The 23,520-nt window shown below is 55.5% G+C and carries 18 protein-coding genes and 1 pseudogene; 7 read left to right on the forward strand and 12 right to left on the reverse strand.

Features of this window, described 5'->3' with window-relative positions:
* Nucleotides 1-124 precede the first annotated feature (124 nt).
* Nucleotides 125-457 carry a hypothetical protein gene (locus ACR0DH_RS08155; RefSeq protein WP_480543833.1) on the forward strand — a complete coding sequence of 111 codons (333 nt, stop codon included), beginning with the start codon at nucleotides 125-127 and terminating at the stop codon, nucleotides 455-457.
* A gap of 127 nt (nucleotides 458-584) precedes the next feature.
* On the opposite strand, the gene ACR0DH_RS08160 is transcribed toward ACR0DH_RS08155, so the two are convergent.
* The 5 genes from ACR0DH_RS08160 to ACR0DH_RS08180 form a co-directional block, all read right to left on the reverse strand.
* A complete protein-coding gene (locus ACR0DH_RS08160; protein WP_480548231.1) occupies nucleotides 585-950 on the reverse strand; it encodes a sulfotransferase in 366 nt (121 codons plus the stop codon).
* Nucleotides 951-979: 29 nt separating this feature from the next.
* Complete coding sequence (locus ACR0DH_RS08165; RefSeq protein ID WP_480548233.1) at nucleotides 980-2,182, reverse strand: glycosyltransferase; 1,203 nt, start codon at nucleotides 2,180-2,182, stop codon at nucleotides 980-982.
* 33 nt (nucleotides 2,183-2,215) lie between these two features.
* Complete coding sequence (locus tag ACR0DH_RS08170; protein ID WP_480548235.1) at nucleotides 2,216-3,304, reverse strand: glycosyltransferase; 1,089 nt, start codon at nucleotides 3,302-3,304, stop codon at nucleotides 2,216-2,218.
* A gap of 58 nt (nucleotides 3,305-3,362) precedes the next feature.
* Nucleotides 3,363-4,070, reverse strand: coding sequence for a sulfotransferase family protein (locus ACR0DH_RS08175; protein WP_480548237.1), 708 nt, complete (start codon nucleotides 4,068-4,070; stop codon nucleotides 3,363-3,365).
* Between the two features lie 67 nt (nucleotides 4,071-4,137).
* A complete protein-coding gene (locus tag ACR0DH_RS08180; protein WP_480548239.1) occupies nucleotides 4,138-5,658 on the reverse strand; it encodes a lipopolysaccharide biosynthesis protein in 1,521 nt (506 codons plus the stop codon).
* A 359-nt stretch (nucleotides 5,659-6,017) separates the two neighbouring features.
* Between ACR0DH_RS08180 and ACR0DH_RS08185 the strand changes: the two genes are divergently transcribed.
* The 3 genes from ACR0DH_RS08185 to ACR0DH_RS08195 all read left to right on the forward strand — a co-directional run bounded on the left by ACR0DH_RS08185 (nucleotide 6,018) and on the right by ACR0DH_RS08195 (nucleotide 10,848).
* Nucleotides 6,018-9,203: a glycosyltransferase gene (locus tag ACR0DH_RS08185; RefSeq protein WP_480548241.1), complete on the forward strand. Its 3,186-nt coding sequence runs from the start codon at nucleotides 6,018-6,020 to the stop codon at nucleotides 9,201-9,203.
* 208 nt (nucleotides 9,204-9,411) lie between these two features.
* Nucleotides 9,412-9,660 (forward strand): hypothetical protein, encoded by a 249-nt coding sequence (locus tag ACR0DH_RS08190; RefSeq protein ID WP_480548243.1) that lies wholly within the window; start codon nucleotides 9,412-9,414, stop codon nucleotides 9,658-9,660.
* Between the two features lie 180 nt (nucleotides 9,661-9,840).
* Nucleotides 9,841-10,848, forward strand: coding sequence for a glycosyltransferase family 2 protein (locus tag ACR0DH_RS08195; RefSeq protein ID WP_480548245.1), 1,008 nt, complete (start codon nucleotides 9,841-9,843; stop codon nucleotides 10,846-10,848).
* On the opposite strand, the gene ACR0DH_RS08200 is transcribed toward ACR0DH_RS08195, so the two are convergent.
* Nucleotides 10,807-12,150 carry a glycosyltransferase family 2 protein gene (locus ACR0DH_RS08200; protein ID WP_480548247.1) on the reverse strand — a complete coding sequence of 448 codons (1,344 nt, stop codon included), beginning with the start codon at nucleotides 12,148-12,150 and terminating at the stop codon, nucleotides 10,807-10,809. The two genes, ACR0DH_RS08195 and ACR0DH_RS08200, sit on opposite strands and share 42 nt — an antisense overlap.
* A 70-nt stretch (nucleotides 12,151-12,220) precedes the next feature.
* Nucleotides 12,221-12,937, reverse strand: coding sequence for a sugar transferase (locus ACR0DH_RS08205; RefSeq protein WP_480548249.1), 717 nt, complete (start codon nucleotides 12,935-12,937; stop codon nucleotides 12,221-12,223).
* A 629-nt stretch (nucleotides 12,938-13,566) separates the two neighbouring features.
* Between ACR0DH_RS08205 and ACR0DH_RS08210 the strand changes: the two genes are divergently transcribed.
* A complete protein-coding gene (locus ACR0DH_RS08210) occupies nucleotides 13,567-14,688 on the forward strand; it encodes a glycosyltransferase (protein ID WP_480548251.1) in 1,122 nt (373 codons plus the stop codon).
* Here the strand turns inward: ACR0DH_RS08210 and ACR0DH_RS08215 are convergent.
* The 4 genes from ACR0DH_RS08215 to ACR0DH_RS08230 all read right to left on the reverse strand — a co-directional run bounded on the left by ACR0DH_RS08215 (nucleotide 14,643) and on the right by ACR0DH_RS08230 (nucleotide 20,495).
* The gene (locus tag ACR0DH_RS08215) at nucleotides 14,643-16,016 is read right to left on the reverse strand and encodes a polysaccharide biosynthesis/export family protein (RefSeq protein WP_480548253.1); all 1,374 of its coding nucleotides are present in this window, start codon (nucleotides 16,014-16,016) and stop codon (nucleotides 14,643-14,645) included. The genes ACR0DH_RS08210 and ACR0DH_RS08215 overlap by 46 nt on opposite strands.
* The gene (locus ACR0DH_RS08220; protein WP_480548255.1) at nucleotides 16,009-18,225 is read right to left on the reverse strand and encodes a Wzz/FepE/Etk N-terminal domain-containing protein; all 2,217 of its coding nucleotides are present in this window, start codon (nucleotides 18,223-18,225) and stop codon (nucleotides 16,009-16,011) included. Before ACR0DH_RS08220 ends, ACR0DH_RS08215 begins: the two co-directional genes overlap by 8 nt.
* On the reverse strand, nucleotides 18,222-19,502 hold the full coding sequence (locus ACR0DH_RS08225) for an O-antigen ligase family protein (RefSeq protein ID WP_480543819.1): 1,281 nt from the start codon (nucleotides 19,500-19,502) through the stop codon (nucleotides 18,222-18,224). Before ACR0DH_RS08225 ends, ACR0DH_RS08220 begins: the two co-directional genes overlap by 4 nt.
* A 219-nt stretch (nucleotides 19,503-19,721) precedes the next feature.
* Entirely contained in the window at nucleotides 19,722-20,495 is a 774-nt protein-coding gene (locus ACR0DH_RS08230; protein WP_480548257.1) for a family 16 glycosylhydrolase, read from the reverse strand.
* A 291-nt stretch (nucleotides 20,496-20,786) separates the two neighbouring features.
* Here ACR0DH_RS08230 and ACR0DH_RS08235 point away from each other — a divergent pair.
* A pseudogene (locus ACR0DH_RS08235) lies at nucleotides 20,787-21,469 on the forward strand (IS6 family transposase).
* 153 nt (nucleotides 21,470-21,622) lie between these two features.
* On the opposite strand, the gene ACR0DH_RS08240 reads toward ACR0DH_RS08235, so the two are convergent.
* A complete protein-coding gene (locus tag ACR0DH_RS08240) occupies nucleotides 21,623-22,264 on the reverse strand; it encodes a TetR/AcrR family transcriptional regulator (RefSeq protein WP_480548258.1) in 642 nt (213 codons plus the stop codon).
* An 87-nt stretch (nucleotides 22,265-22,351) separates the two neighbouring features.
* Here ACR0DH_RS08240 and ACR0DH_RS08245 point away from each other — a divergent pair, with 87 nt between their 5' ends.
* Nucleotides 22,352-23,512, forward strand: a complete 1,161-nt coding sequence (locus ACR0DH_RS08245; RefSeq protein WP_480548260.1) for an efflux RND transporter periplasmic adaptor subunit — start codon at nucleotides 22,352-22,354, stop codon at nucleotides 23,510-23,512.
* Nucleotides 23,513-23,520: the final 8 nt, after the last annotated feature.

The raw sequence follows: 23,520 nt of genomic DNA on the forward strand, positions 1-23,520 counted from the left end.
TTCGCGAGGCCGGCACTGGGGTTCTGACCAACGGCGCGATCGAACTTTATAATCACCTTGTCAGTGATATTGTCCGGCGTGTCCGTGACTGGTGATCCGAACTGCCGCGCGGCAGGTATCACCTTTGCAGGCACTGGTTACCGAGATTTATGGGTTGGTTCAGAACGAGGATCTAACGGGTGATGAGCTTCGTGCAAGTATTGTGGCTTTGATCAAGCCTTTCCGCTCGGAACGTTGGCCGTTCGCACGCGAAATGGCGACCCAGTGGGAGCTCTGCGTTGACATCAATGATCTGTCGCGGCTTCTCGCTGTTGCTGCTGATCTGGAACCTAATCTGCCAGCCAACCACCCATTGGCCGAGGTGTTCGCCGTTCTTGACGTTGCAACCAATAAAGAACTCACCTCTCGGTCAGAGGAACGTCTTAGGACGCGCGTGGCTGGGGTTCGCAGCAGATGAGGATTGGGTGGCGTCACACCGTTCCTGGACGGCGGCAACCGTGTTGCTGATCAAACGAAGCCTGTGCAACGGGTCGGCCAGTATCTCTCACAGTCGTGATCACCGTGATCTCGACAAGCATCTGATATCAAACGATGTATGGAAGAAGAACCCGGGCCGTTACCGCGGGGTCCGCCGCCCCGATACGAAAGGCAGCGACATCAGACATCAGATATGTGGTCGTGTCCTCGCCTATAAGACAGCCGTCAGGGGCTTCTGAGAACCGGCTGTGATACCAATCGCGCAAAGCCGGAGCCTTCGGATCACGCCAGACCAGATCCTCACCGTCCATCTGAAAGAAATCGCGATGCGCAATCGGATCATCGGCATCAAAAAAGTACAATTCGTTTTTGGCCATCCAGACACCAGGGTGCTGATCCAGCACCTGATGCAATGAGGTCGTTCCACATTTCGGTGCCCCTCCGATAATGAAATCCGGTGTTTTCAAAATCATCGACTCCAAAATGGCCAATCGTTCAGGCGTTAAGACAGCTTGATGGGCGCGTGGGTGCTTCTGGGTGCAATTGCCGATGCTTGTTTTACCAAGGCCTGGCAGCGATCCAGAAACTGGATGTTCTGATGGTCCTCGTTGAACTCGCTCTCCACCTTTTCCCGTGCTGTCTTGGCAAGGGCTTTGGCCAGATCGGGGTTTTGAGCGAGAAGGACGATGTTTTTGCAGAACCCTTCTGCATCGCGCTCATCCGCCAGCAAACCGGTTTCACCATGGGTCACAAGCTCTGGGATGCCGGAATGGTTGGTGGTGCAAACCGGTGTCCCCAACGCCATTGCTTCCATCAGTGTGACCGGGATGCCTTCCTGATCACCATCCCTGGCCGTCAGGCTTGGCACGAACAAAACATCCGCACCCGCTATCCGATGCAACGCATCCATGTGCGGCAACGAGCCTAGAAATTCTATGCGATCCCCGAGCTCTGCATCTTCCACCTGGTCGCGCAGTCGCTCCATTAGAGGGCCATCGCCGCCTATGTCATAACGCCAATCCAGTTCAGGGTGCCTCTGACGCAGCAGTTTCAGCGCCATGATTGCTGTTTCTAAGCCCTTTTTCTCAACCAGCCGACACACGCTAACAAAGCGTAGTGTTGTTCCGAACGATGGAGAGCAAAATTCGTATTCCGAGATCGGGATACCGAGATGCCGGGTTTCAACATGATCTGACGGTGCGCCGCATTCCACAAGTTGCCGGGCAAACTGCTCATTTACGGTGACGTGCAGATCTCCTTCGGCAAGAAGGTCACGATAGCCCGCCAAAGCATCACGCTGGTATTCAACGCTGACATCGCGACCATGGAAAACGGTCACAAGCGGGGGGCGATGTTTCCAGCCACGTTGTGCCCGAGCGACCGCCCTCCCCCGAAACCCGAAATGCGCAACAACAACATCGGCATCGATCTGACGTCGCCACGCAGCTCGGTCCAGCTGTGCGGCGATCCGGCGAGACCACGAACTCGGTAAAACCTTAAGGATACGTGGCTGTTCGCGTGGCCAGATGATCGTCTTCACATAGCCTAGCAAGCTTTCCTGTTCCTCTGAAAGAGCAACGTCCGTGCCGACCGTCTTGCACGCGACAATCACCTCGTGCCCTTGCCGCAAGGCGTGAAGCACCTGCGAGGTCACAAAGGTTTGCGACAGAACCGGAAAGCTGGTGACACAAAAGCAGATCTTCATAGCCCGCTTCCTTGGGTGATCGAAGTCCGCATATCAGGCTGGAACGCGGGCATCTTGCTCAGACACTGCGCGCTTGAGCACCGAAATAAAAGTGTCATGCTGGCGATGGAAGTTCAGCTCGGGCCGTTGAGCGTAGGCCAACGCTTTTTCGGACAGATCGGCATAAGCGATGTCATCGAACCAGAGTTTGCGCAGCGCGGCGACCCAGTCTTCGGTCGGTGCATCATGGGGCAGGACAATACCGCCAGGTCCAATAGCCTGACCCAGCCCACCACTGTCCGAGCCGACAACAGGGATACCACTACAATGGGCCTCGGACGCGACGCGGCCCCAGGCTTCTTCCCACTGGCTTGGGGCCAACAGGACCTTTGTGCGGCCGTAGACCCTCGACATATCCGAGGTTCGGCTCATGTAAGTTACATTCGGTAACTCGGCGATCTCAGCCATGATCTGTTTGAAAAGCCCGTCCCACAAGGTCCAGGCCTCGACAAACAAGAAAGGAATATCGGGACATGCGCGCGCCATGTCGCGAGCCACCTCATATCCTTTTTTGGGGTGGATGTTGATCAGTGTCGCAAACTCTTTTGTCGAATCGCAGCTGTATTCTTCAAAGTTTATGGTCGGGGTGATAACTGTGCAGTCGATACCATAAGCGTCGCGATATGCTCCGGCCGTAAAGTTAGAATTAGCGATGAAACTAGCACCCGGAATGGCGCTGACATCGCCATCATTCTCATTGAATTCTACATTTCGTAGATAAAGCACAACGGGCAGGCCCATCTTTGCGAACTCATGCCCCAGATGGGCCGAATGGCGTGTCTGGATCACAACGACATCGGGCCGGAAATGCCGGGCAGCTGCGGCGATCCGATGCGGATCGGTCGGCTCCCACGTACGCATCACCTCATAACCTTGCCTTTGGTCGATACTGAACGGTCGGCCTGTCATCTTGCGTTGCACGCGCATTCGAAAACCAAAAACCCCGCGCCCGGAAAAGCCGCAATAAACTGCACAATCGTGGCCCTGTGCTATACTCTGTCTGATCAGGTGATCGGTGCTGTTCTGGGTTCCGCCGCTGGCTTCGGGCAACCAGCTATTCCCGCCGGCAAACAGAATTCGCATTGTCAAAACCTTCCAGATTCGTATGAAAACAGCGGGCTCAGTGACGTCTGAGGAAAACTCATGTGCAGGATTCTTGGCATGATTCCGCCTTCCACATTTGGCAGGTTTGTGTGAACAGAGCGGCGTCCTGCGCATAAATACTGCGCAGATGATCGGCCGCTGATTGCGGCAGCTCCGAGCGCCGCCCGTTTGTTTTATTGGCATGTTTAAGGGCACTAGGGGCCACACCGGCAAATTTCTCCAGCCCCTGCGCTATCCTGTGAAACGGGATCAAATGATCTACCTTGACGACATCACCGTCAGAGATGAAGTCGCTTTGGGGGCGGAAGTGAAAATACCGCATGGAGGTAGCCCGAAACGACAGGTTATTGCAGAACCGGTTCAGGAACGCGTCAATTGAGCGATCCCCGATCATACGCGCACCGAATTGTCTGTCCTGCTCGTTCCGTCCGCCAGATTTGAGATAATCGAATGCCGATAGGAACCGATCCACCGGATCACGTAATATCGCGATCTTGGGAAGAGATTGCCAGGCGCGCGGACAAAGTGCCTGAACCTCGCGCCATGTTCGATGACGAACGTGATAGCCATAGATCGCATCCTCGACCGAGGTGCCCGCGTTCTTGGGAATATGAATCAGAATCAGCCCGCGTTTCATATAGACGTCATCAAGGTTTGGATCAGGTTTGGGATGAGACCGCGCAATCATCAGACCGGGCGCGACCTGCCAGCTGATCCGGATTCCGATCTGTTCTAGATAAGTCAACGCAGTTCCCCCGCCATCCAACGGTGAGTGGCACGCTGTTCGACGAGATATGGAGTTCCTATTCGCATCAGGCGTGCTTTCCCGATCTGGGCCGACGGAGGGTTCTTGCCGCCTGAATGAGCAGCTGCTTCACCTCGACCAGAATCTCGCGCCCGTAGGAGCTGAATGTCAAAACAACCACAAAAACCAAATAGCTCAGCGTAGTCCCCATCAGCAGTTTCAGCGACGCAGTATCGGGCAGCGCGTGGTGGCTGCCCCAAACGACTGCATAGGCGGCAAGCCCGGCGCAAAAAACCGGCAAGATATGCTTGCCTAAGCTGTCTCGACCAATTGGTCCTTTTCGGCTGACAAGAGCCCAAAGCGGAAACAGCTTCAGGACCGTGACGGCGGCATAAGCCACTGCAACTTCCCTCACACCGTATTGCACACCCCACAGAAAGGACCCGCAGGTCACCACGGCTGACGCGAGGCCCCAAAATGCCATCTCGGTCGTACGCCCCTGACTGACAAACAGCCAGCCCGTTGGATTAGCGAGCGGTTGAGCGAGAGCAGCGATTCCCAAAGCCGCAAAAATTGGCGCGCTGTCGGCCCATTGCGCGCCTAAAAGAAAGGGAACCGCCGTCTCTGCCATACCGGTCATCGCGGCGACGCCGGGCAGGATCGCGAGCTGCATCAACCCAAAGACACGAAAAAATGCACGGGCATAGCGCTCAGGCTCATCCTGCATACGCGAAAGGACAGGCACCATGACCTGCGACAGAGGCTGAGCCACCCGGTTCAGCGGAAACAGTATCAGCTTGTAGGCGCGGTCATAAAACCCAAGCGCCGCGCTGCCCCAGACCCGACCGATCAGAATACTATCCAGATTGCGCGACAGAAAATTCGCCAGCTTGAAGCCGGTGATCCCGGCGCCAAACCCCAACAGGTCGGCGGTCCCCGGCGCAAGGCCGGGTTTTGCGGGACGCCAGTCCACCCAGACCCAGACCATCATAGACCCGACAAACCCGCCCACTAAAGTACCAGCGACCAGAGCCCAGGGTGAGGGCGAACCAAGAGCCCACAGGATCGATGTTGCAAGGGTGGCCAGCGCAACCATTCCGCTGTTTATCGCGATCCGCCCAAACATCATTCGGCGGTTCAGCAGCGCAAAATGCTGCGCCCCAATGGCGGTCAGCATCATGCCAAGCGCCATCGCTCGGATCAGCCAGATCAGGTCTGGTTCATTGTAGAATTGTGCGATCAACGGTGCCATCAAGATCAGGAAAATCGTCAGGACAGCGCTCACGCCCATATTGATCCAGAACAGCGAATTGAGCTGACCGTATGTCAGCGACTTTTTCTGAATAACGGCTTGCAGCAGACCCATTTCCTTGAACATCGACAAGAAGGCGACAACCGGACCAATCATCGCGATACGGCCAAAGTCGGCAGGCATCAGCAGGCGCGACAGAATGAGGACCGAAGCGATCTGACAGCCGACTGTCACACCCTGGCTGAGCCCGGTGTAAAAGCTGCCCTGCAGAACGGTACCTTTGTAACTGTCATGAGCAACAGTTTCGACTGCCTCATGAAGTCCATGTTGAGCCATTGCGAGGTTCTTTCCGACAATCCGACATCGTGCGTTGGGGCGACCTAAGCACAGCCGGATGTGACTCGCCCATCCTTTGCAGTTGCAGCATCCTTTTTAGCAAATTCCCGCCATACGGGTGCCCGACAAAGTGGCAAACCCGCTTATTTCCAACGCGAAAGATTTAAAGCGGACATCTGCGTCCTAAGCCGGCACAGCATTCGACTATTGCCGTAAGATTCCGCACATCGACGGTTTCCTGCTCATTTCAACCCGGACATCGGCTCTGTTTCGCCTGCCGTTGACTCCGGCTTTGACAATCGCCAAAGCGCGCGCCTAGCTACAACCCATAGCTGCATCCGTGGTGGGATGATCGACCGATGATGACTCAGAGCCACCAGTATCATGATAATTTTTCTGCATGTTGCAGGAGCTCCGACGGACAGAGGCGTATCCTTTATCTGGCCCATGATCTGGATGACGCCGCGATCTGGCGTCGGGTTGACATGCTGCGTCTGGGCGGTGCGCAGGTCACGGTTGCCGGGTTTCGTCGCCGCACCGGTACTTTGCCGGAAAATGCTCTGATTCTGGGACAAACCTACAACGCCAGAATGCTGCAACGCGTGCTGTCTGTGCTGCAACAACGCATGCGCTTGAAGGCATCGTTTTCGGACATCCCGCATCCCGACACTATTTTGTGCCGCAACCTTGAGATGCTGGCATTGGCCGTCCCGTTGCGTCGTAACCTTTCGAAGGGTCGGCCCGTTTCGCTTGTCTATGAGGTTCTCGATATTCACCGGCTGATGGTTGGCCCGTCGAAACCTGCACGAGCGATGCGCTGGATCGAGCGACGCCTGTGCCGGGGAATCGATGGCCTGATCGTATCGTCTCCGGCCTTCCTACGCGCCCATTTCGAGGCCTATGAGCAGTGCCAAGCACCGGTCTTTCTAGTTGAAAACAAAGTGGTCAATGCTGCTTCCCCAATACCCGAGCCCAGCGAGCACCAATGTAAGGACGCGCCGTTGCGCATCGGCTGGTTCGGGATACTCAGGTGCCCTTTCTCGCTGCACAGTCTCGATGCGCTGACACGGGCGCGGCCGGGCCGCTATCAGGTCATTTTGCGCGGACGCCCGGCCCTTGACACTCTACCCGATTTTCACCGTATTGTGGAGGCCAACCCGGACCTGCAGTTCGAAGGATCCTATATGTATCCGGACGATCTGGCGCGCATCTATAGCGGAGTCGATCTTGCATGGTTGATCGACCGATATGATACCGGAAGCAACTCCGACTGGCTTCTGCCAAACCGTATGTATGAAAGCGGGATCAATCAAGTCCCACCGATTGCCTTGGCCGGGACCGAAACTGCGCGACGTCTGAACGAACTGGAACTGGGGCTGATCCTGGATCAAGCGGATAACGATGCCGTCATCAATATGATGGATAAACTGTCGTCTGAAACCCTCGAGCATCTACGCCATGCCCAACACACCGCACCCCTCAGCAGTTGGAGGACAACCGATCAAGAGGCCCGCGACCTTGTAGACGCAATAGCAGGCAAAAAAGCCGAGCAACATGTTGATACGTCGCAGGACGCGGTTCTGATCGTTGTGCCGACATTGAACGAAGCCGCGCATATCGCAGCTGTCATCGATGGATTGGCGGGTTTTCTGCAACGCAGGCTGCGTCGCGGTGCTCTGGTGCGTCTCGTGATTGCCGATGGTGGATCAACAGATGGCACACAAGAGATCGTCCGCGACCGGATCGCCGCTTTTTCGCAATTCGACATTCGGCTTTTGGTTAATCCTGCCCGCATCCAGAGTGCAGGGATCAACGCCGCCTGCGCCCGGTTTGGGGATGATATGGATTGGCTGCTGCGCCTGGATGCGCATTCCAGTTATCCTGACAATTTCATTGATATTCTGATGGATGAGGCCCAAAAAAACAGCGTGGCAAGCGTCGTAGTTTCCATGAACGCGGTTGGCACGACCCCAATGCAGCGCATCATCGCACTCACCCAGAACACTCGGCTGGGCAATGGTGGATCGGCCCATCGCCTCGCCGGAACGGGACGGTTTGTCGATCACGGGCATCACGCCCTGATGCGGCTGGATGCGTTCCGGTCAGTGGGTGGATATGATGAGAGCTTTTCGCATAATGAAGATGCGGAACTGGACTTGCAGCTGGCGCAGGCAGGATATCGCATCTGGCTGACATCCCGCACGAGGTTAACCTATTTTCCGCGCCCATCTCTTGTGTCACTTTTCCGACAATACCTAAATTTCGGTCGAGGGCGAGCGCGTACAGTTCTGAAGCACCAGCTGAGGCCGCGGCTTAGGCAATTTGCAATGATATCTGTCGCCCCTGCGGTTGCTTTGGCAGCTCTGACCCCGTTTGGGGTGCTCTTCGCCCTTCCCGCTGCTCTTTGGTTGCTTGCCTGTCTGATTGGTGGCACCTCGCTGGCGGTCGGGCGCAGCGATCCAAGTGCGCTTGGTACAGCGCCAATTGCTGCCATGATGCATCTGGGATGGTCTCTCGGGTTCTGGCGGCAGATTCTTCTGCGCCCAGCCAAATCACACTCTAGCCTCGCGCTGGCTCACCCCCCAGAGACTGCACCACTCTCAATCGACCATGTCGCCGTCGGGGTCTGCACTCATCGGCGACCGGAACTGCTCGGGACTTTGCGTTCATTGGAAGGCCAGGTACTGCCATGCGGAACCCGCCTATCAATCATTGTCGTCGACAATGACGATACTCCCACGGCGCGTGACATGGTCGAGAGCTTCGCCTCTGAGTCGCAGCACAACGTGATCTATCGCTTCGCCCCCTCCGGTAACATCTCGATTGCCCGAAACGCAGCCTTGGAAGAGGCCGAGCGTCGCGAATTAAGCGTCTTCGCATTCATTGATGATGACGAGATCGCACCACCCGAGTGGCTCAACACGCTTATAACCCGGCTAAAAAACGCGAATGCGGATGTTGTTGTCGGACCGGTAAGGGCTATCTATTCGACTGATGCGCCGCGTTGGATGCAGCATCTCAGTATCCATGACACGCAACCTGAAACAGACGCAGACGGACGACCCATCGCCGGACACAGTTGTAATGTGATCATGAATCTTGCGAGTGATGCGCTGACAGGACGCCGTTTCGATCTTGAGCGTGGAGTATCTGGCGGCGAGGATACGGCCTTTTTCAGGGCGGCGATGCAGGACGGCGCGCAAATCGCGTTTGCACCAACTGCGTGTTTGGACGAACCGGTACCCCCTGAGAGGGCAACGATTTCATGGCTGCTGAAGCGCCGGTTTCGGATGGGGCAAACCCATGGGAATCTCCTGCGTCAAGAAAACGGAAACCACGGGCGTTTTGTCATGCTGCCGCTCGCTTTTGCAAAAGTGGCATATTGTATGGGTCTGGCGCTTGTAACTATCCCGGTTGCTGCTCGGCGCAACGCCAACCTCTTGCGGGGTGCGTTGCACATGGGCACAATTGCGTCACTGATCGGCTTTCGCGAAATCGCGATATACGGATCATCCTCTAGCAAGGGTCGCGTAACTAGAATCTGACCTGGATTCCCGCCAGGAATCCCGTGGACAGGTATCTAGAAATTTCCTCGATTTTGCTCAATTGACGTCCAGAATAGAATGCAATGTCAGGCAACAAGCGACGATCCTGAGCAAAACACTGTAGCAGGGTCGCGGACTTTTGCTGTAGGCTTTGTCGAACAATGGGCGAATTGAACCTCAATCTGCGTCCGTTTTGCAGGTGAAAACGATGCGATTGCCGATCTTCATAGCGGGTTTCTTTTTCTCTGTTGCTGTGGCAGCAGCGATTGGTATGGCCGCTGGCTTCAGCACCGGAAAGCTCATCCTATTTGTCATTGCCGTAGCGGTTGTTTTGCAGCTGGCATATGTCGCGGTTGTTGCTTTGCTGGCGGCAAACCAGAAGCGCAAACGTCAGGACAAAGAAGGCAAAACGCCATCCGCCCCAACGGCACAAGTGCCTCAAGAGACTGACGCGTGATACCAAGATCGCTCTTTGTAGGTAAACGCTCAAAACTATAGCAATGCAAGCGGTCGACTGCCGAGACGCCAGCGCAGACTTAAATGGCGCTTGGACGCAAACGGCAGATCGCATACGATTTTTACATCAAAGTACCCGTCCTCGGTGCCTTTCGACTTTGCTCAAACCGGTCCAGTCTCGATGCGCCCCAGCGTTGCTGTCCTAATCGCCGCCTACAACGCGCAAGACACGCTGTCACGGGCGATCCAATCTGCACTTGCCGAACCGGAAACGGCGGAAGTGATCGTGGTGGATGATGCCTCGCAAGACGAAACCGTAGCCATTGCCGCTTTCGAAGCTCAACGAGACCCGCGTGTTCAGCTCATCTGTCAGGACAAAAACCAAGGACCTGCGGCCGCACGCAATCGAGCCTTAGAGGTCGCCATTTCCGATTTCGTGGCTGTTCTGGATTCGGACGACCAGTTCTTGCCAGGGCGGTTAAGGCGGTTGTCGTCAGAAACAAACTGCGAGGTGATCGCTGACAACATAGCGTTTGTCGCGCCGGCACAACTGGAAGCGGCAACAACTCAGGATTGGTCGGAAATCGCGTCCGAGTTTTCTTCACTTGGAACCGTCGATTTTGTGCTCGGCAACTTACGCAGGCCCGGTGTATCGCGCGGAGAGCTGGGGTTTTTGAAACCCATTCTTTCGCGCGCGTTTCTAGTCAAACATAACTTGCGCTATGATCCAGCGCTCAGGCTGGGCGAAGACTATGATCTTTACGTAAGAATGTTGCTCGCCGGCGCGCGAATGAAGCTAACGCACAGGCCGGGATATGCCGCAGTTGTGCGGTCAAATTCGTTGAGCGCACAGCATGGCGCTCAAGAGCTGGAGCAGTTCCAGAAAGCGTTGGAGGCGCATTTGCTTATGGGACCTCACGCACCCGACCTGACCAACGCGATGCGGGCGCATCTAAAAGATGTTCGTCAAAAACATGATCACAGGGTCTTTCTTAACCTGCGTCGCACACAGGGTTCGGCCGCTGCAATCCAATATCTTCTGGATGCGCGCGACAGGGCCTGGCCCGTCATACACCAAATCGCACGAGATAAACTTGGGCTCAGTAAAATGGCAGATGAGGCTGCCCCCGAGACCGGTGCGCGGTTGCTATTGAGCCCTGACAGAGCTGTTCCCATCCCGGGACTCTAAGATCTCCAGCATCGCGTTTGAGGGAATGCTAGCGGCCTTCGCTTCTTCTGCGGTAAGAATTATCCGCGCTGAGTTCCAGTCAGGCACGTAGCCCAACCCATCCAAACCTTCCAAACCTATTGCGATAATGTGGACCGGGCCTTTTGCGGCCAGTTCTGTCAGGCGGCACGCCATTGCATATCGGTTTGACTCGTTAGATGGAGACCAAGCTTCGACCGGAACGCTTACGGCATCCTCAGGTGCTTCAGCAGACGAAATCTGCTCGGACAAGGCAAGCACAACGGTTCTAGGTTCCGAGATGTGTCGGTGCGACGCGGCGTGTCGGCGGCGATTCCAACGGTCTGCCAGACTGGCCACCAGATCCATCACAAGCTTGGGGCGCTGCAGCAGTTGGCGGCACGCGCTTAGTGTATCGCGCGTTGTAATCGCAACCACCAGATGCTGATAGTATAAGGTGCGTATAAGACGTTGTCGCCGAGTTGCAAGCGCTGCGTACAAGCCTTCATCGCCCACCGATTTCGACAGCGTCGCTGCCGAGTCGTGAGCTGCAATCAAGTTCTCTAGCGCAGGCACGGACAGACGGTGTGACACAGACCCCGAATGCCGTCGATAGAGATAGGTTGGCTCGGGTGTTACCCAGAACGTGGCGCCGCCGATCAGCAGGCGGCAATATAGATCAAAGTCCTCTCCGATCCGAAGCGTTTCGTCGTAGCGCAGCGCACGCAAGGCATCGCGGTGGATCATTGGTTTAAGATAACCAAGCGATGCCAGCCCTAAACTGGCTGTGTCACTTTTGACCAAATCGACGGCGGTGATGCGTTTAGCGGCATCCGTCGCAGCTTTTCTAAGCAAGGTCTGACCTGCAACATTCGCCGATCCAAAGCTCAGCAGATCATCGGCGATCATATCTGCGTTTAGCTTCGAAGCGGCGCACAGCAGGCGAGCAATCCGCTTGGGATGGATCACATCATCCGCATCCATGATGGCAATCCAATCGCCATTTGCGGCCTCCAACGCACGGTTTCTGGCTCCTGCAGGCCCTAAATTGTTCGATAATGCAATGATTGTAAGCCGACTGTCTGAGGCTGCCAGTATTTGCAATACCGCCACACTGTCGTCGCTTGAGGCGTCATCAACAACAATCAACTCCAGAGTGGAATAAGATTGATTCAGAACCGAAAGCACCGCCGCAGCTAGATAGGCGGAACCGTTGTAATTCGACATGATTACCGAAACCAGTGGCCTGGCCACCCCGGCCTCCGCAGGGCCATCGGCAATCAGGGGTGAGGGTTCTGCTTTCATGTGCGCGTTGCCCAGGTGCATTCAAACCACGCACAGAACAGCTGCGCACCGGTACATTAACCCGCGAGGATTACGCCGTTTCATCCGACCGCAGCGCTGCTGGTAGAGTTTGCACAAGGATGGCGATGTCCGTCGCGGTGTTCACATTGGTGACATAAGCACGGTCATAGGCAACGCGGCGTTTGTAGGTCGTATTGTTGCGACCACTAACCTGCCACAAACCTGTAATGCCCGGGCGCGCTCGCAGATAGTGGCGGCTCGAAGGGCCATAGCGGCGCAGTTCATCAAACAAAACCGGGCGGGGACCAACAAGGCTCATCTCACCACGCAGCACGTTGATCAACTGCGGCAGCTCATCGAGACTGAGCTTACGCAAAACATGACCGACCGACGTGACACGCGGGTCATCACGCAACTTCTGGGTCTGCTCCCACTCCAGCCGCGCCTCCGGGTTGTTTTCTAGATGTTGTTGAAGGACCTCGTCGCTATTCACCACCATTGTCCGAAACTTTAGGCAGCCAAATGACCGTTTGCGATACCCCACGCGACGATGATGATACAGGATTGGACCTGGCGAGGTTGTCAATACCAGCAAAGCCAGTCCAACCATCAGCGGCGAGAACACGACCAGCATGACCAATGCAACCGTTACGTCGAGTGCGCGTTTTGCCAACCCGCCAACAGGGGCGTTATGAGGCTTCGGACGGATCCATATCGCCTGCGCTGGGCCTAGCGCTGACACCATAATGCTCTCAGCAGGAGCCGGTTCTGTCTCTAATGGTTTCATCACATCACATCCTCATTTCCCAGTTGCGTAACGCTGCAAATCAGCGCCGATGCCCCCTTAAATTGAAAAGACGATCGCCAACACGCATCACCCGATGCAGGCGAAAGTGATCTCTACCAGAGTGTCCTCATTACAAAGTTCCTTCTCGCATCTGTAGATAAGAAGGGTATGACAATTGCTGCGATTGCAACTCGATTATCCGTGCGAGCGAAGCATTGCCTACGGATAACGGGTCGTTAACGTGGAATCCGCACATATTGACGCGATTGCCGAGTATCTTTTGACTTCGGCTGTGCGAGCTGCCTGAATTCAAGGCAGCTACAGAACTTTATCGCGTTCCGGTACAATCGGGACGCTCGAATCTGACTCACGCTATGCGAGAGTGCTCAAAGCAAGCAAAGAGCAGTAAATTCATGAAATCTGGATCGAACCATGCTCAGAACGAATCGTTCCTGAGCCGAATACTGAAGAGGTGACTCAGGTGTCTTGTGATCCAGTCGTTTCGGCCATCCGAGATCACCGGGTCCGCTTCACCATCAGCGTGCCGGTGAAGCTCTTGTTAAGATATGCATCTGATCGACACGCAATAAGCCCCGCTGCTGAAGATTGAAAATGAGGTAGACCTGTCCATGCGCATTCTTTTTGGAAGTGCACATCCGTATCTGCCGCAGATGTATGGCGGAGCGCAGACAAGTACGCACGAGCTTGTCAAACGCCTGCGCGCACGCGGGCATACTGTTGGAGTTCTAGCAGGTCTGACAGGCGAAGGCTGGCTGGGTCTGCGCAGCAGAGCGCAGCTCAAGTTGCATCGGCGCGGTTATGTACGCGACACTGGGCTTGGTTATCCTGTGTTCCGCGCGTGGTTTGCTCAAGAGGTCGTGGACCGTGTTGTAACTGATTTTGGGGCCGATGTGGCGATCTTCCAATCTCGGTTGCCGGTACAACTCGCCCAGTCGATCAACCGGGACGCAACACGCACGTTTATCTATCTGCGCAATGTTGAAGATGAGGATCTGGGCGGATCGCCGAGCGACCTGACCAAAACGGGATACATCGCGAACTCTAACTTCACCGCGCGGCGATTTGCCGAAACAGAAGGCATTCATGCCGATGTGATCTATCCGATGATCGAAGCCGAGAAATACCGCGTGACCTCTTCCCGCAGCAACGTGACCTTTATCAACCCGCATCCGAACAAAGGCGTCGATATCGCGCTGCAAGTGGCCGAGGTCTGCCCTGAAATTCCGTTTGTCTTTGTACGTGGCTGGGGTTTGACACCCGAGCAAGAGACACACCTGCAAACCAGCCTTGCCCGCCTGCCCAACGTCACATTGCGACCATCAACAAACGACATGCGCACAATTTACAAAGATGCCCGCATTGTGCTTGCCCCCAGCCAATGGGAAGAGGCATTTGGCCGTATCGCCGCCGAGCCTCAGATCAGCGGCATCCCGGTCATAGCGTCCCGGATCGGAGGGCTACCCGAAGCTGTCGGGCCAGGTGGACTGTTACTGAACCGTAAAGCCCCGGTTGAGGAATGGGCGAAAGCTGTGCGTATGCTCTGGAACGACGAACAGGTCTACTCGGCAGCGTCACAGGCCGCGCTCGATCACGCCGCAAGGCCCGAGATGAGACCGGAGCGTCAAATTGATATATTGCTGGATGTTCTGTCCCGCCCCATCCCGGTCGATGGGGCGCACCGCTGTCAGGAAGGAGGTACCTCGCCAGCCGCTTCACCCGGAATGATCTGAGAGGCGTCAGACGGCAATGAGCTATTGAACGCATCGGGTGCCAGGCGGCGTACGGGTATCATATCGTTTGGCGCAGATGTTGAGACAACGACTTCCAGAACATCTCCACCTTCAATCTTGTCATCTCGATTTGCCGCGAAAGTGGTCGTCCCTTCGGGACCTGTCCTGGTGATCTGCAATCTGGGCGATACGAGGTCCGAAAGCTCGACCAGCCCGTTGCCCGTGCGTGCCGCTTCGGAAAACAACGCGGCTTCTGTCTCCATTTTCACACCCAATTCAGCAATGGCAGCGCGCTGATCCTGCAATCCTTGAACACGTTCGCGGTCACGCGCGTTGGTCAGGTCCAGCCTGTCGCGACGCGTCTCATTCAGCCGTTGTTCCGCGTTCAACCGCGCGGTTTCGACTTCAAGCAGCCGGACCTGTTGATCTGTAACCGCGCGTTGCAGATTGCTTCCTCGTACAACGGTGGACAAGCCGCGCTCGGCGAGGCTGTTTGCGTTTTCAAGCTCTTCATTCAGCAGCTGCAATTGCCGCTCACGCAGATCGGCCTGTTGTTTCAGACTATTAATCCGGTCGAGCAGCAAGGCCTCTAGCTCGTCGATCTGGGCCAAACTAGACGCAAAAGCCGAGTTCTGCGACACCATAATCCGGCGCTCTTGCTCAAGCAGTTCGATCCCCAGCGGTGAGGACTGGAGCTCGGGCGGGGTCTGGATTTCGGTGCCGCTTTCCTCAGCCTCCAGCCGGGCCAGCCGGGCCAGCCGCCGCATCTTTTCAAGCTCCATGACGCGGTAGGTGCCAAGGGCACTCAGCGCATTGCGTTCTCCGCGCACCAACGCGGAGTTCGGTGTGTTGATCCCGCCCGACAGGCTCAGTGCCTGCAGGACTGTCATGCCCGGCACATGTGGGTAAGCACCCGGTGTCCGCACATCACCCAAAACATAGATCGGCGCAAATTCGGTGATCGTAACAATCGTCTGTACATCGCTACGCAAGCCCATCCGATCCTGTATTCGCTGCGAAACATCGGCGCCCAAATCATCGGGCGTCATGCCTGCCGCCTGTACACTCCCGATCAGCGGCAGAGTCACCGCGCCGGTAGTGCTGACAGGATATGAGCCACCAACCGCGTCCCAGGATGCAAAAACCTCATTCACCGGGTCCCATCGCCCGATCCGTATTTCAAGCGTTTGCTGCGGACCAATGGTTTCTGTGCCCACCCGAGGCTCGGGTTGTGATTGCGCGACAGCCACACTCTGGTGCGTCGCATTCAGCGCCATAGCATATGAAACGAGCCAAACAATGATGCGGAAATGCCGGTTTCTAAGCATTGATCTGAAGCTCCTCATAGCTGCCGGGGCCGATATAGCGCCGGGCCTGCGCCAGGTTGGCCTCTTCCAGAACCGTTGTGATCAAGGCCTCCCTGAAGCGGGGATGATCCATTAACGCGTCAGAGATAAAGCTGGGCAACGCCTTACCCCACTGGATGCGAAGCATCGTGGCATCGCACGCTTCCGCTAGAGTATCGGAAGCAGTGGCCTGGCTCAGAGGCCTGAGCGCGAACAGAACAAAGCTGAATTTGCTGCGCAAATCACTGGCCAACATCATTAGGTCAGCACCTTGCGGTAGTGTCTGGTCGCTCCCTAAAACAGTCTCCAGCACTTGCTGCAAGCTGGCGATTTCAACAGCTGCTGATTTACTTACGCGTAGCGTTTGCGCAAGCGCATCCTGATAAATCACCAATACCTTCCGCGACCCATCGCAGGACAGCCGTTCAGCAAGGTCCAGCGGCAAATCGGCCTCGGCCTTCAGACCAGATGAAAGCGGTGCGATTGCGATCAAAGCGCCTGTTGATTTCTGCAGAATGGTTTCGCAAGTCCCGGCCAGACGCTCCATTGTAAGGGTCTGAGCCCGCTCAGTGCCCGCGTCGTTGCGGCTTTTGAGACCGGGCAACAAGCCTGCGCAGTTTACTCCGACCTCCTCTCGCAGGGTCGAGACGGTGCGCACGGGTTTCGGCATCAATTCGCGAGTGGCCCCTATCAACGCCCCCAGCAGACCACCCAGAAATAGCCCCGCAAACAGCATTGCCTTCTTCTGCGGGCTAGACGGTGCCTGCGGAATTTCTGCCGGAGAGATGATTTTAACCGACGCGATCGGAAAGTCCTGCTGCTGCATGGTGACTTCTAGCCGCGCCAGATAGTCGCGATAGACCTGAGCATAGGTTTCCGAGATCGCCTCGAGCTGTTGCAACCGGCCCCTCAGGGCCACGTTCCAATCCGTTGTTCCTGTTATCGCGGCCAGATCGGTCCGCAACGACTGCTCTCGGCCACGTGCAATATTGTAGGCAACGCGCGCGGCCTCAGTCGCCTGCTGCAACTCGATCTTCAGGGCATTCTCAAATACTTGAATACTGCCATTGAGTTGCTGTACCTGCGGATGATCCGCCCCAAATTGGCTGATAATTTCTTGCCGCCTCTGGCGAGCATTCAGATAGTCACGCCGCAGTTCCTCGCTGATCCCGGCTGCGATTCCTTCGACCAAAGGAACTGCGATGATCTGATCACCATCAACCGCCTGGGCGCTCAGCGACTCCATGCTTTCAAGGTAAGCTTCTGCCTCTGCCGCCGCTGCTGCGGCTGTCATCAACTCGCTGGCAAGTTCAGATTGCTGCTGCTCGGTCAGCAGATCGCCGCGCACTTGCACCAAGTCGTTTTCGGTCCGGAACTCCTGCAAAGCCGATGCGGCATCGATGCTCTTTTGCTCGAGCTCTTCCAATCGTTCGCGCAACCATTCTTCTGCCTTGGCCGCCACCTCGTTTGTCGTCAAAAGCTGAAAGCTCTCATAGGCTGAGCCATAGCCGCGCGCGATCTGCGCAGCCCGCGTAGGATCAAAATCCGCAAACGCAATTTCAATCACCAGGCTGCGCCCCGATCGTGAAACCGACAGCCGATCACGTAGAATCCGAACCGCACGATCCCGATCCGTCAATTCCAGATCAAAGTCGGGTATTGCGTTGTCATCCGGGCCAGCTTCGCCCGCTACCGAAGTATTCTCGTTCGCGCGGGCGGGCGGTTCCGGTGTCAGCAGTCGAGCCAACGGGCGTGTTACGGAAGAAATCGTCCTGCTGATTTTTTCGGTCAATCCAACCGGCGGCGACAGAAAATCGGTATCTTTGTCCAGTTGCAGCAAATCGACCACCTGATAGGCTAGAGCTCCGGATCTGATGATTTCCATCTCGCTTTGTACTGCCGTATCCGACCGGACGGCATTGGGCAGGGGCGATACCTCGTTTAGCAACTCGGCACGTTCTTCATCCAGCAGCACTGTTTCTACGGCTGTGTATTTTGGCACCGATCCAAGGATCATCATCACGGCAATGGCGATACCAGTCATCGCAAAAGCCGCAACCAACAGCATTTGTCGCCGAACTGCACGTATCATCGCTCCGAAATCGACACGCGGTTCGTCCCGATAACCGGCAAGAAGATGGGCGTTGTCCTTGGTCCAATGGATGCGCCGTTCCTGTACCGGGCCGGTCATATCAGGATCTCCGTTGCGTGTCGGGGGCGTCGCGTTGGCATGGCAAGGCGCGTTGCGTGGCGGACGTTGCGATTGTGATCGAACAGCCGCAGAAGCGCGAAGGCGACCAGAAAGGTTCCGACCGTGTGGGGCGTAACAAAATCGACCTCGGCGACCGACCGGACAACAAACAGCACTGACAGTCCCGAGATCAGCATCAGAGATCCTACGCCACCCCGGCCGAGAGCGGCGCGAAGCGGCATCAGGATCAGCAAAAGACAAAGCCCAACCACAAGGCCCAGCCCAACCACCCCGGTGCCCACATAGGTTTCAATCAACAGGTTGTGGAAATGGAACCCGGTTCGACCAGTGATGTAGAACTCTTGCCAGAGCACCTCGGCCTCGGGGCGTCCACGCGTCCAGAAGGCATTATAACCAAGGCCCAGAACCGGCTGATTAGCGCCAAATTCAAATGCTTTGCTCCAAAGATATGTGCGACCCGTCAGGCTGGAATCCTTGCCAAAGGCCGCAAGCACGGCGTCGAATGCCCCCAAACGATAAGATGCCACCGCCATCGCAGCACCTCCGGTCACAGCCAGAAAAACCGCGGCTCGCCGCAGCCAGGGCGCAAGCAACAGGACAAAGCCAACAAACAGGATCGCGGAAAAAGCAGCAAAGGCGGATAGCAGCGATGTTGCTGAATCCGACATCCACAGCATGACGATCCCCATTAAGCCGGTGACGGCAGAGACAGGTTTCAGTGCGCCACGCGTCCGAAAAACCCAGATCAACGAAAGCGAGAAAATTATGGCGAGCGTGGCGAAATACCCCAGCTGGTTTTTCGATGAAAAGGCGCCGTTAAAAGCATAACTCCCATCAATATAGTCATAAGAGTAGCCGCCATTCATCGCCGAATATGTCAGGATCAGCAGGCTACCGATGGTCCCCCCAAGCGCCAGATTGGCGACAGAGGTGATCCGCGCAGCGACAAGGCCTGCAAAGAAGGTAATACCATATTGGATTGAAGCACGCAGAGTGGTCGACGGCGCATCGCTCCACAATACGGACAAGGCAAAGAAAAACGGAACCAAAAGCAGTAGGACCACCGGCCCCGGACGCGCCAGCAAAATGCGCGGGGCAAGTGCAAAGGGCAGAATCCAGCACCCGTAGAAGGCGAGAATCACCAAAGGGCCGAAACTCACCGAATAGGCAAAGGTGACCATCGACGCCACGATGGCCGGCACGACATAAGCTGTGTTCCGTTCAGGGTCGATGATTGAGGCCAGTCTGACGTTCATACGGTCTTAGCCAATTCCAGTTGATCCCAGGAGGTGAAAATGCGCTGTGCAATGTGCAACCCAAGGGTATGGTGTAGGCTCAGGTGCCGCATTGAGGCGCACAAAACAACAAAAGCCCGTAAAGCCAGCGCCAACATCGCCGTAACTTGCCCAAAAAATGAACAAGCTACCTCAGCTGAGTGCACCATGGGCTCACATCTAAAACGAACATAGGCGGGCTCAGGGCACATTGATCCCATCCCGGCACAACAGCGACTGCTCAAAAGCGCAGCCCTGCCCAAGCTTGGTAAAAGCGGCCCATTCGACCTCCAGTTCCTGCGGCGCAGAAGCGGCGTCGAACTTTCCCATCCAACTCACAAGTGTATCGGTCGACCACAGGCTGAGATACATCTTTTGCGGCTCATTCGGTAAAGCATCACCGCGAAGGTCCCGGATACGTTCTCCGTCAATGAACCAGCGAACGCGCCCAGGCTCCCAAACAAAAGCATAGTCATGGAATGCGTTATCATCCGGTCGTGCGATCAGTTCTGTGTTTTCGCTGTCGCCCCGAAAGTGGACATTCGTCTGGAGCACCGGATTATTCGGCGCAATAAACTCAAAGTCGATTTCATTGTGTGGCCGGTCCTGCGGCGGGCCAATGAAGGTGAACATATTTGCGTTCATACCGCGTGCATATGGCACTTTCATGCGCGCCTCAAAGGTTCCGTATCCGAGGCGCGCATGTGTCTGGATTTCACCGCAACTAAACTGACGGTCTTTCTTTGCATGATCAGTTAAGGACAACAGCAGTTTCCCACCCTCAACGTTCACTCGGTCCTTGTGCCAAAGACAGCTCTGATGATCGCCATTGGCCCAACCGCTTGAGACAAACCAGCGGCTTTTCATCAGCTCATCAAACGGATCAAAAAACGATTCATCTTCCTCTGCCGCTACACCAGAGGTTACCAGTAGCGAAATGCCAACGAGACCGGATCGTGCGAGATGTAACGTCATGCCCTGTACCAGATATTGTTCACGGATATGAATCGTCTCGCCCACAAATATCCGGCGCGAGTAGACAGGCAAACCACAACCAGAAGGACACGCGGCCTTCCGCCGAATACTTGGTTCACGTCTCGTCAGATACGCGGCAAACCGCTCATGCGCAGCAAATCTGCGCTTCTGATAACGACGATGAACCAGCCCGCTGTTTTGGGATGTGTCGCAAACTCTAGGGTCTAGTTGACGATTCTGCGTGATCTAAGGTTTTTGCTGGTCGAAAAATTTCGAACAGGTTAATTGAGCATGATCTCATTAAAGGGTTGTCATTTACCCACGGATGAAGTTTTCTAAGCTGTTTACTGCTATCTGCGGTACACAGTGTCTTATCGTGACTTGGAAGAGATTATGGCTTTGCGTGGTGTGCGAGTTGACTATGCAACACTGAATAGGTGGGTTGTTAAATACTCGCTGATCGTCGCAGTTCGTGCGCAATCAAAGAAGCGTCCAACGCTGAATTCATAGCGTATGGATGAGACCTGTATTCGTGTTCGCGGCAAATGGATGTACCTCGATCGGGCCGTCGATAAAGCAGGGAATACTCTTGATTTCATGCTGTCTGAGAGTAGGAACCGTCCAGCAGCCACACGGTTCTTTGCGAATGCGCTGGCTTCAAATGGAATCCCGAGCAAGATTGTCATCGGCAAAAGTGGCGCCAAAGCGGCGGGCATTCGAGAGGTGAACAAAATCCGCAATCGGCTTGGCTGCCTAGCCAAAATCCAAACGGTTAGGTCCAAGTATATGAATAACCTGATCGAACAGGATTATCGATTTATCAAGCGCCGCTTACGGCACATTTGTGGGTTCAAATCATTCAGATCCGCTTCGGCTACACTGGGCGTCATCGAGCTCGCCAAGATGATCCGGAAGCGGCAATTCCCGGCAATAAGACATCTGGCTTCCAGCTATTCGCCGAGATTGCAGGGTAGGTGTATCCATTAAGTCGCTGACTTTGACCGTTCCAAATATTTGCGACACATCCGCGTTACCAGAACTGCTTTCGATCTAACGGGTGGGGCAAAGATTGCAACAGAACCTGCGATCCCGATAACCCTTATAAAAGTCACAGCTATGTTGAGAGATCAACGCAGCATTCTTTCAGAGATATCTTCGAGTAGGGCATACAGCTCGAAATCTCCGCCTTTCTCAGCAAGCCCTTTGTCATGCAGAATGAAGGATAGCCCGTGCACAAAACTCCACAATAAGAACCCCCGTCTACGTACCTCGTCAGTGATTCCCGGTTCTCCGAGACATTTTGCAACCTCAGTCAAAAGAATCCCAAAGCTTTGTTGACCGCTTTCTTCAAGTCGGGGATCTGCGATGCGATCCGTAAAGCCACCAAATTTCAGCCTGAAAATTCCCGGCTCGTTGAGGGCGAAAGCAACATACTCCATCCCAATTGCGGTGATGCGCTCGGTCGATCCTTCAGGAACGCCCTCCAGTGCGGCAAGCATTTTACTTCGGTGACGCTCCATGCCTTCAAGAACAGTCGCAACCAGCATTTCTGTCTTGTCTTTGAAGTGCTTGTAGGGGGCCGCGGTCGAAACGCCCGCCCGTCTGCACGCCTCAGACACGGAAAATCTATCCGGACCTTTTTCTTCAACCAGCTGTCGGGTTGCCTCGATCAATGCAGCGCGTAGATCGCCGTGATGATAGGCTTTCTTGCTAACAGCATGACCGGTCGCCTGGCGAGTTGAAGGGTGAATTTTTTCTGTGCTGCTCATGATCCAACATGTGCCAGATCACGTATCTCTTGTCAAAGTGAGAACTTCTAACATATGTTAGAGATACTAACTTGATGAGGTCCCCAAATGCCGAATCCTGCGAATTCTTCTACTGAAGCGACCAAACCGAGCCTATTTGCACGTGTGTTCCGCGGCACAGTGCGTCTGGGAGTGACCGTCAGTTTTATAGCCGCTGCGGCGGCCGCAGTTTACTTCGGTGCGTCCGAGCTCACACGCCGGGCAGATGCTGTTCCTTCACCGGACGCTGCGGCAGTAACGCCGGTCTCGGCAACGCCAATCACGTCGGAGAGCGCCTATACAGTCGACCGTGTGTTCATCGGTCAGGTCGAACCACAGCGTTCGGCAGATATTTCATTCGAGCTGAACGGAACGCTAGATCAGATTCTGGTGGACGAGGGTGACGAGGTTGCCAAGGGCCAACTTCTGGCGACGCTGGACACTGCTCTGTTGGAGGTCGAACGTGAGCGTCTGACCGCATCACGCGATGCCATCTCAGCCCAGCTCGCATTCGCCAAGAAAACAGTTGAGCGAAACGCCAAACTCATCGAACAGGGATTCACCAGCCAAGCCCGTTTGGACGAGGCCATTTCTCAGCAAGATGAATTGTTGTCGAGAATTGGCGAACTGGATGCGGCCATGCGTGATGTGACCGTTCGGATCGAGAAATCCAGTATCGAGGCCCCATTTGCCGGTCAAATAACCGCGCGACACGTGGATGGCGGTGAAACTCTGCGCTCGGGCGAGCTGGTTCTGGGAATGGTCGAGGTCGTGTCCCCGCAGGTTCGGATCGGTATCCCTCTTGATGTTGATCCGGCGCTGCTGACTGATGTTGAGATCGAAATAGCAGGTCAAAGCTATCGCGCCGAGCTTGCAACTTTGCGGCCCGACATTGATCCGGTGACCCGAACCCGCACCGCGCTGTTCGATCTGAAGAACGCACCGGACGTTGCTTTCGGACAAACCGCACGTGTTCATGTACTGGATCCCGTCCAGAGTGCGGGGACCTGGGTGCCCACGACATCGTTGAAGGAAGGTACGCGCGGGCAATGGACACTTCTGGTTGCTGACGCACAGAAGATTGTACGCCTGGCAACGGTCGAAGTTCTGCACGCTGAAGATGACCGCGTTTTCGTACGTGGCGCGTTTCCAGAAGGCACTGTTCTGATCGACCAAGGGCCACAGCGCGTTACCGTTGGCCAGCGCGTCGCCTTCAACACGGGCGAGTAACGGAGCGA

Source organism: Ruegeria sp. I1 (assembly GCF_056532675.1).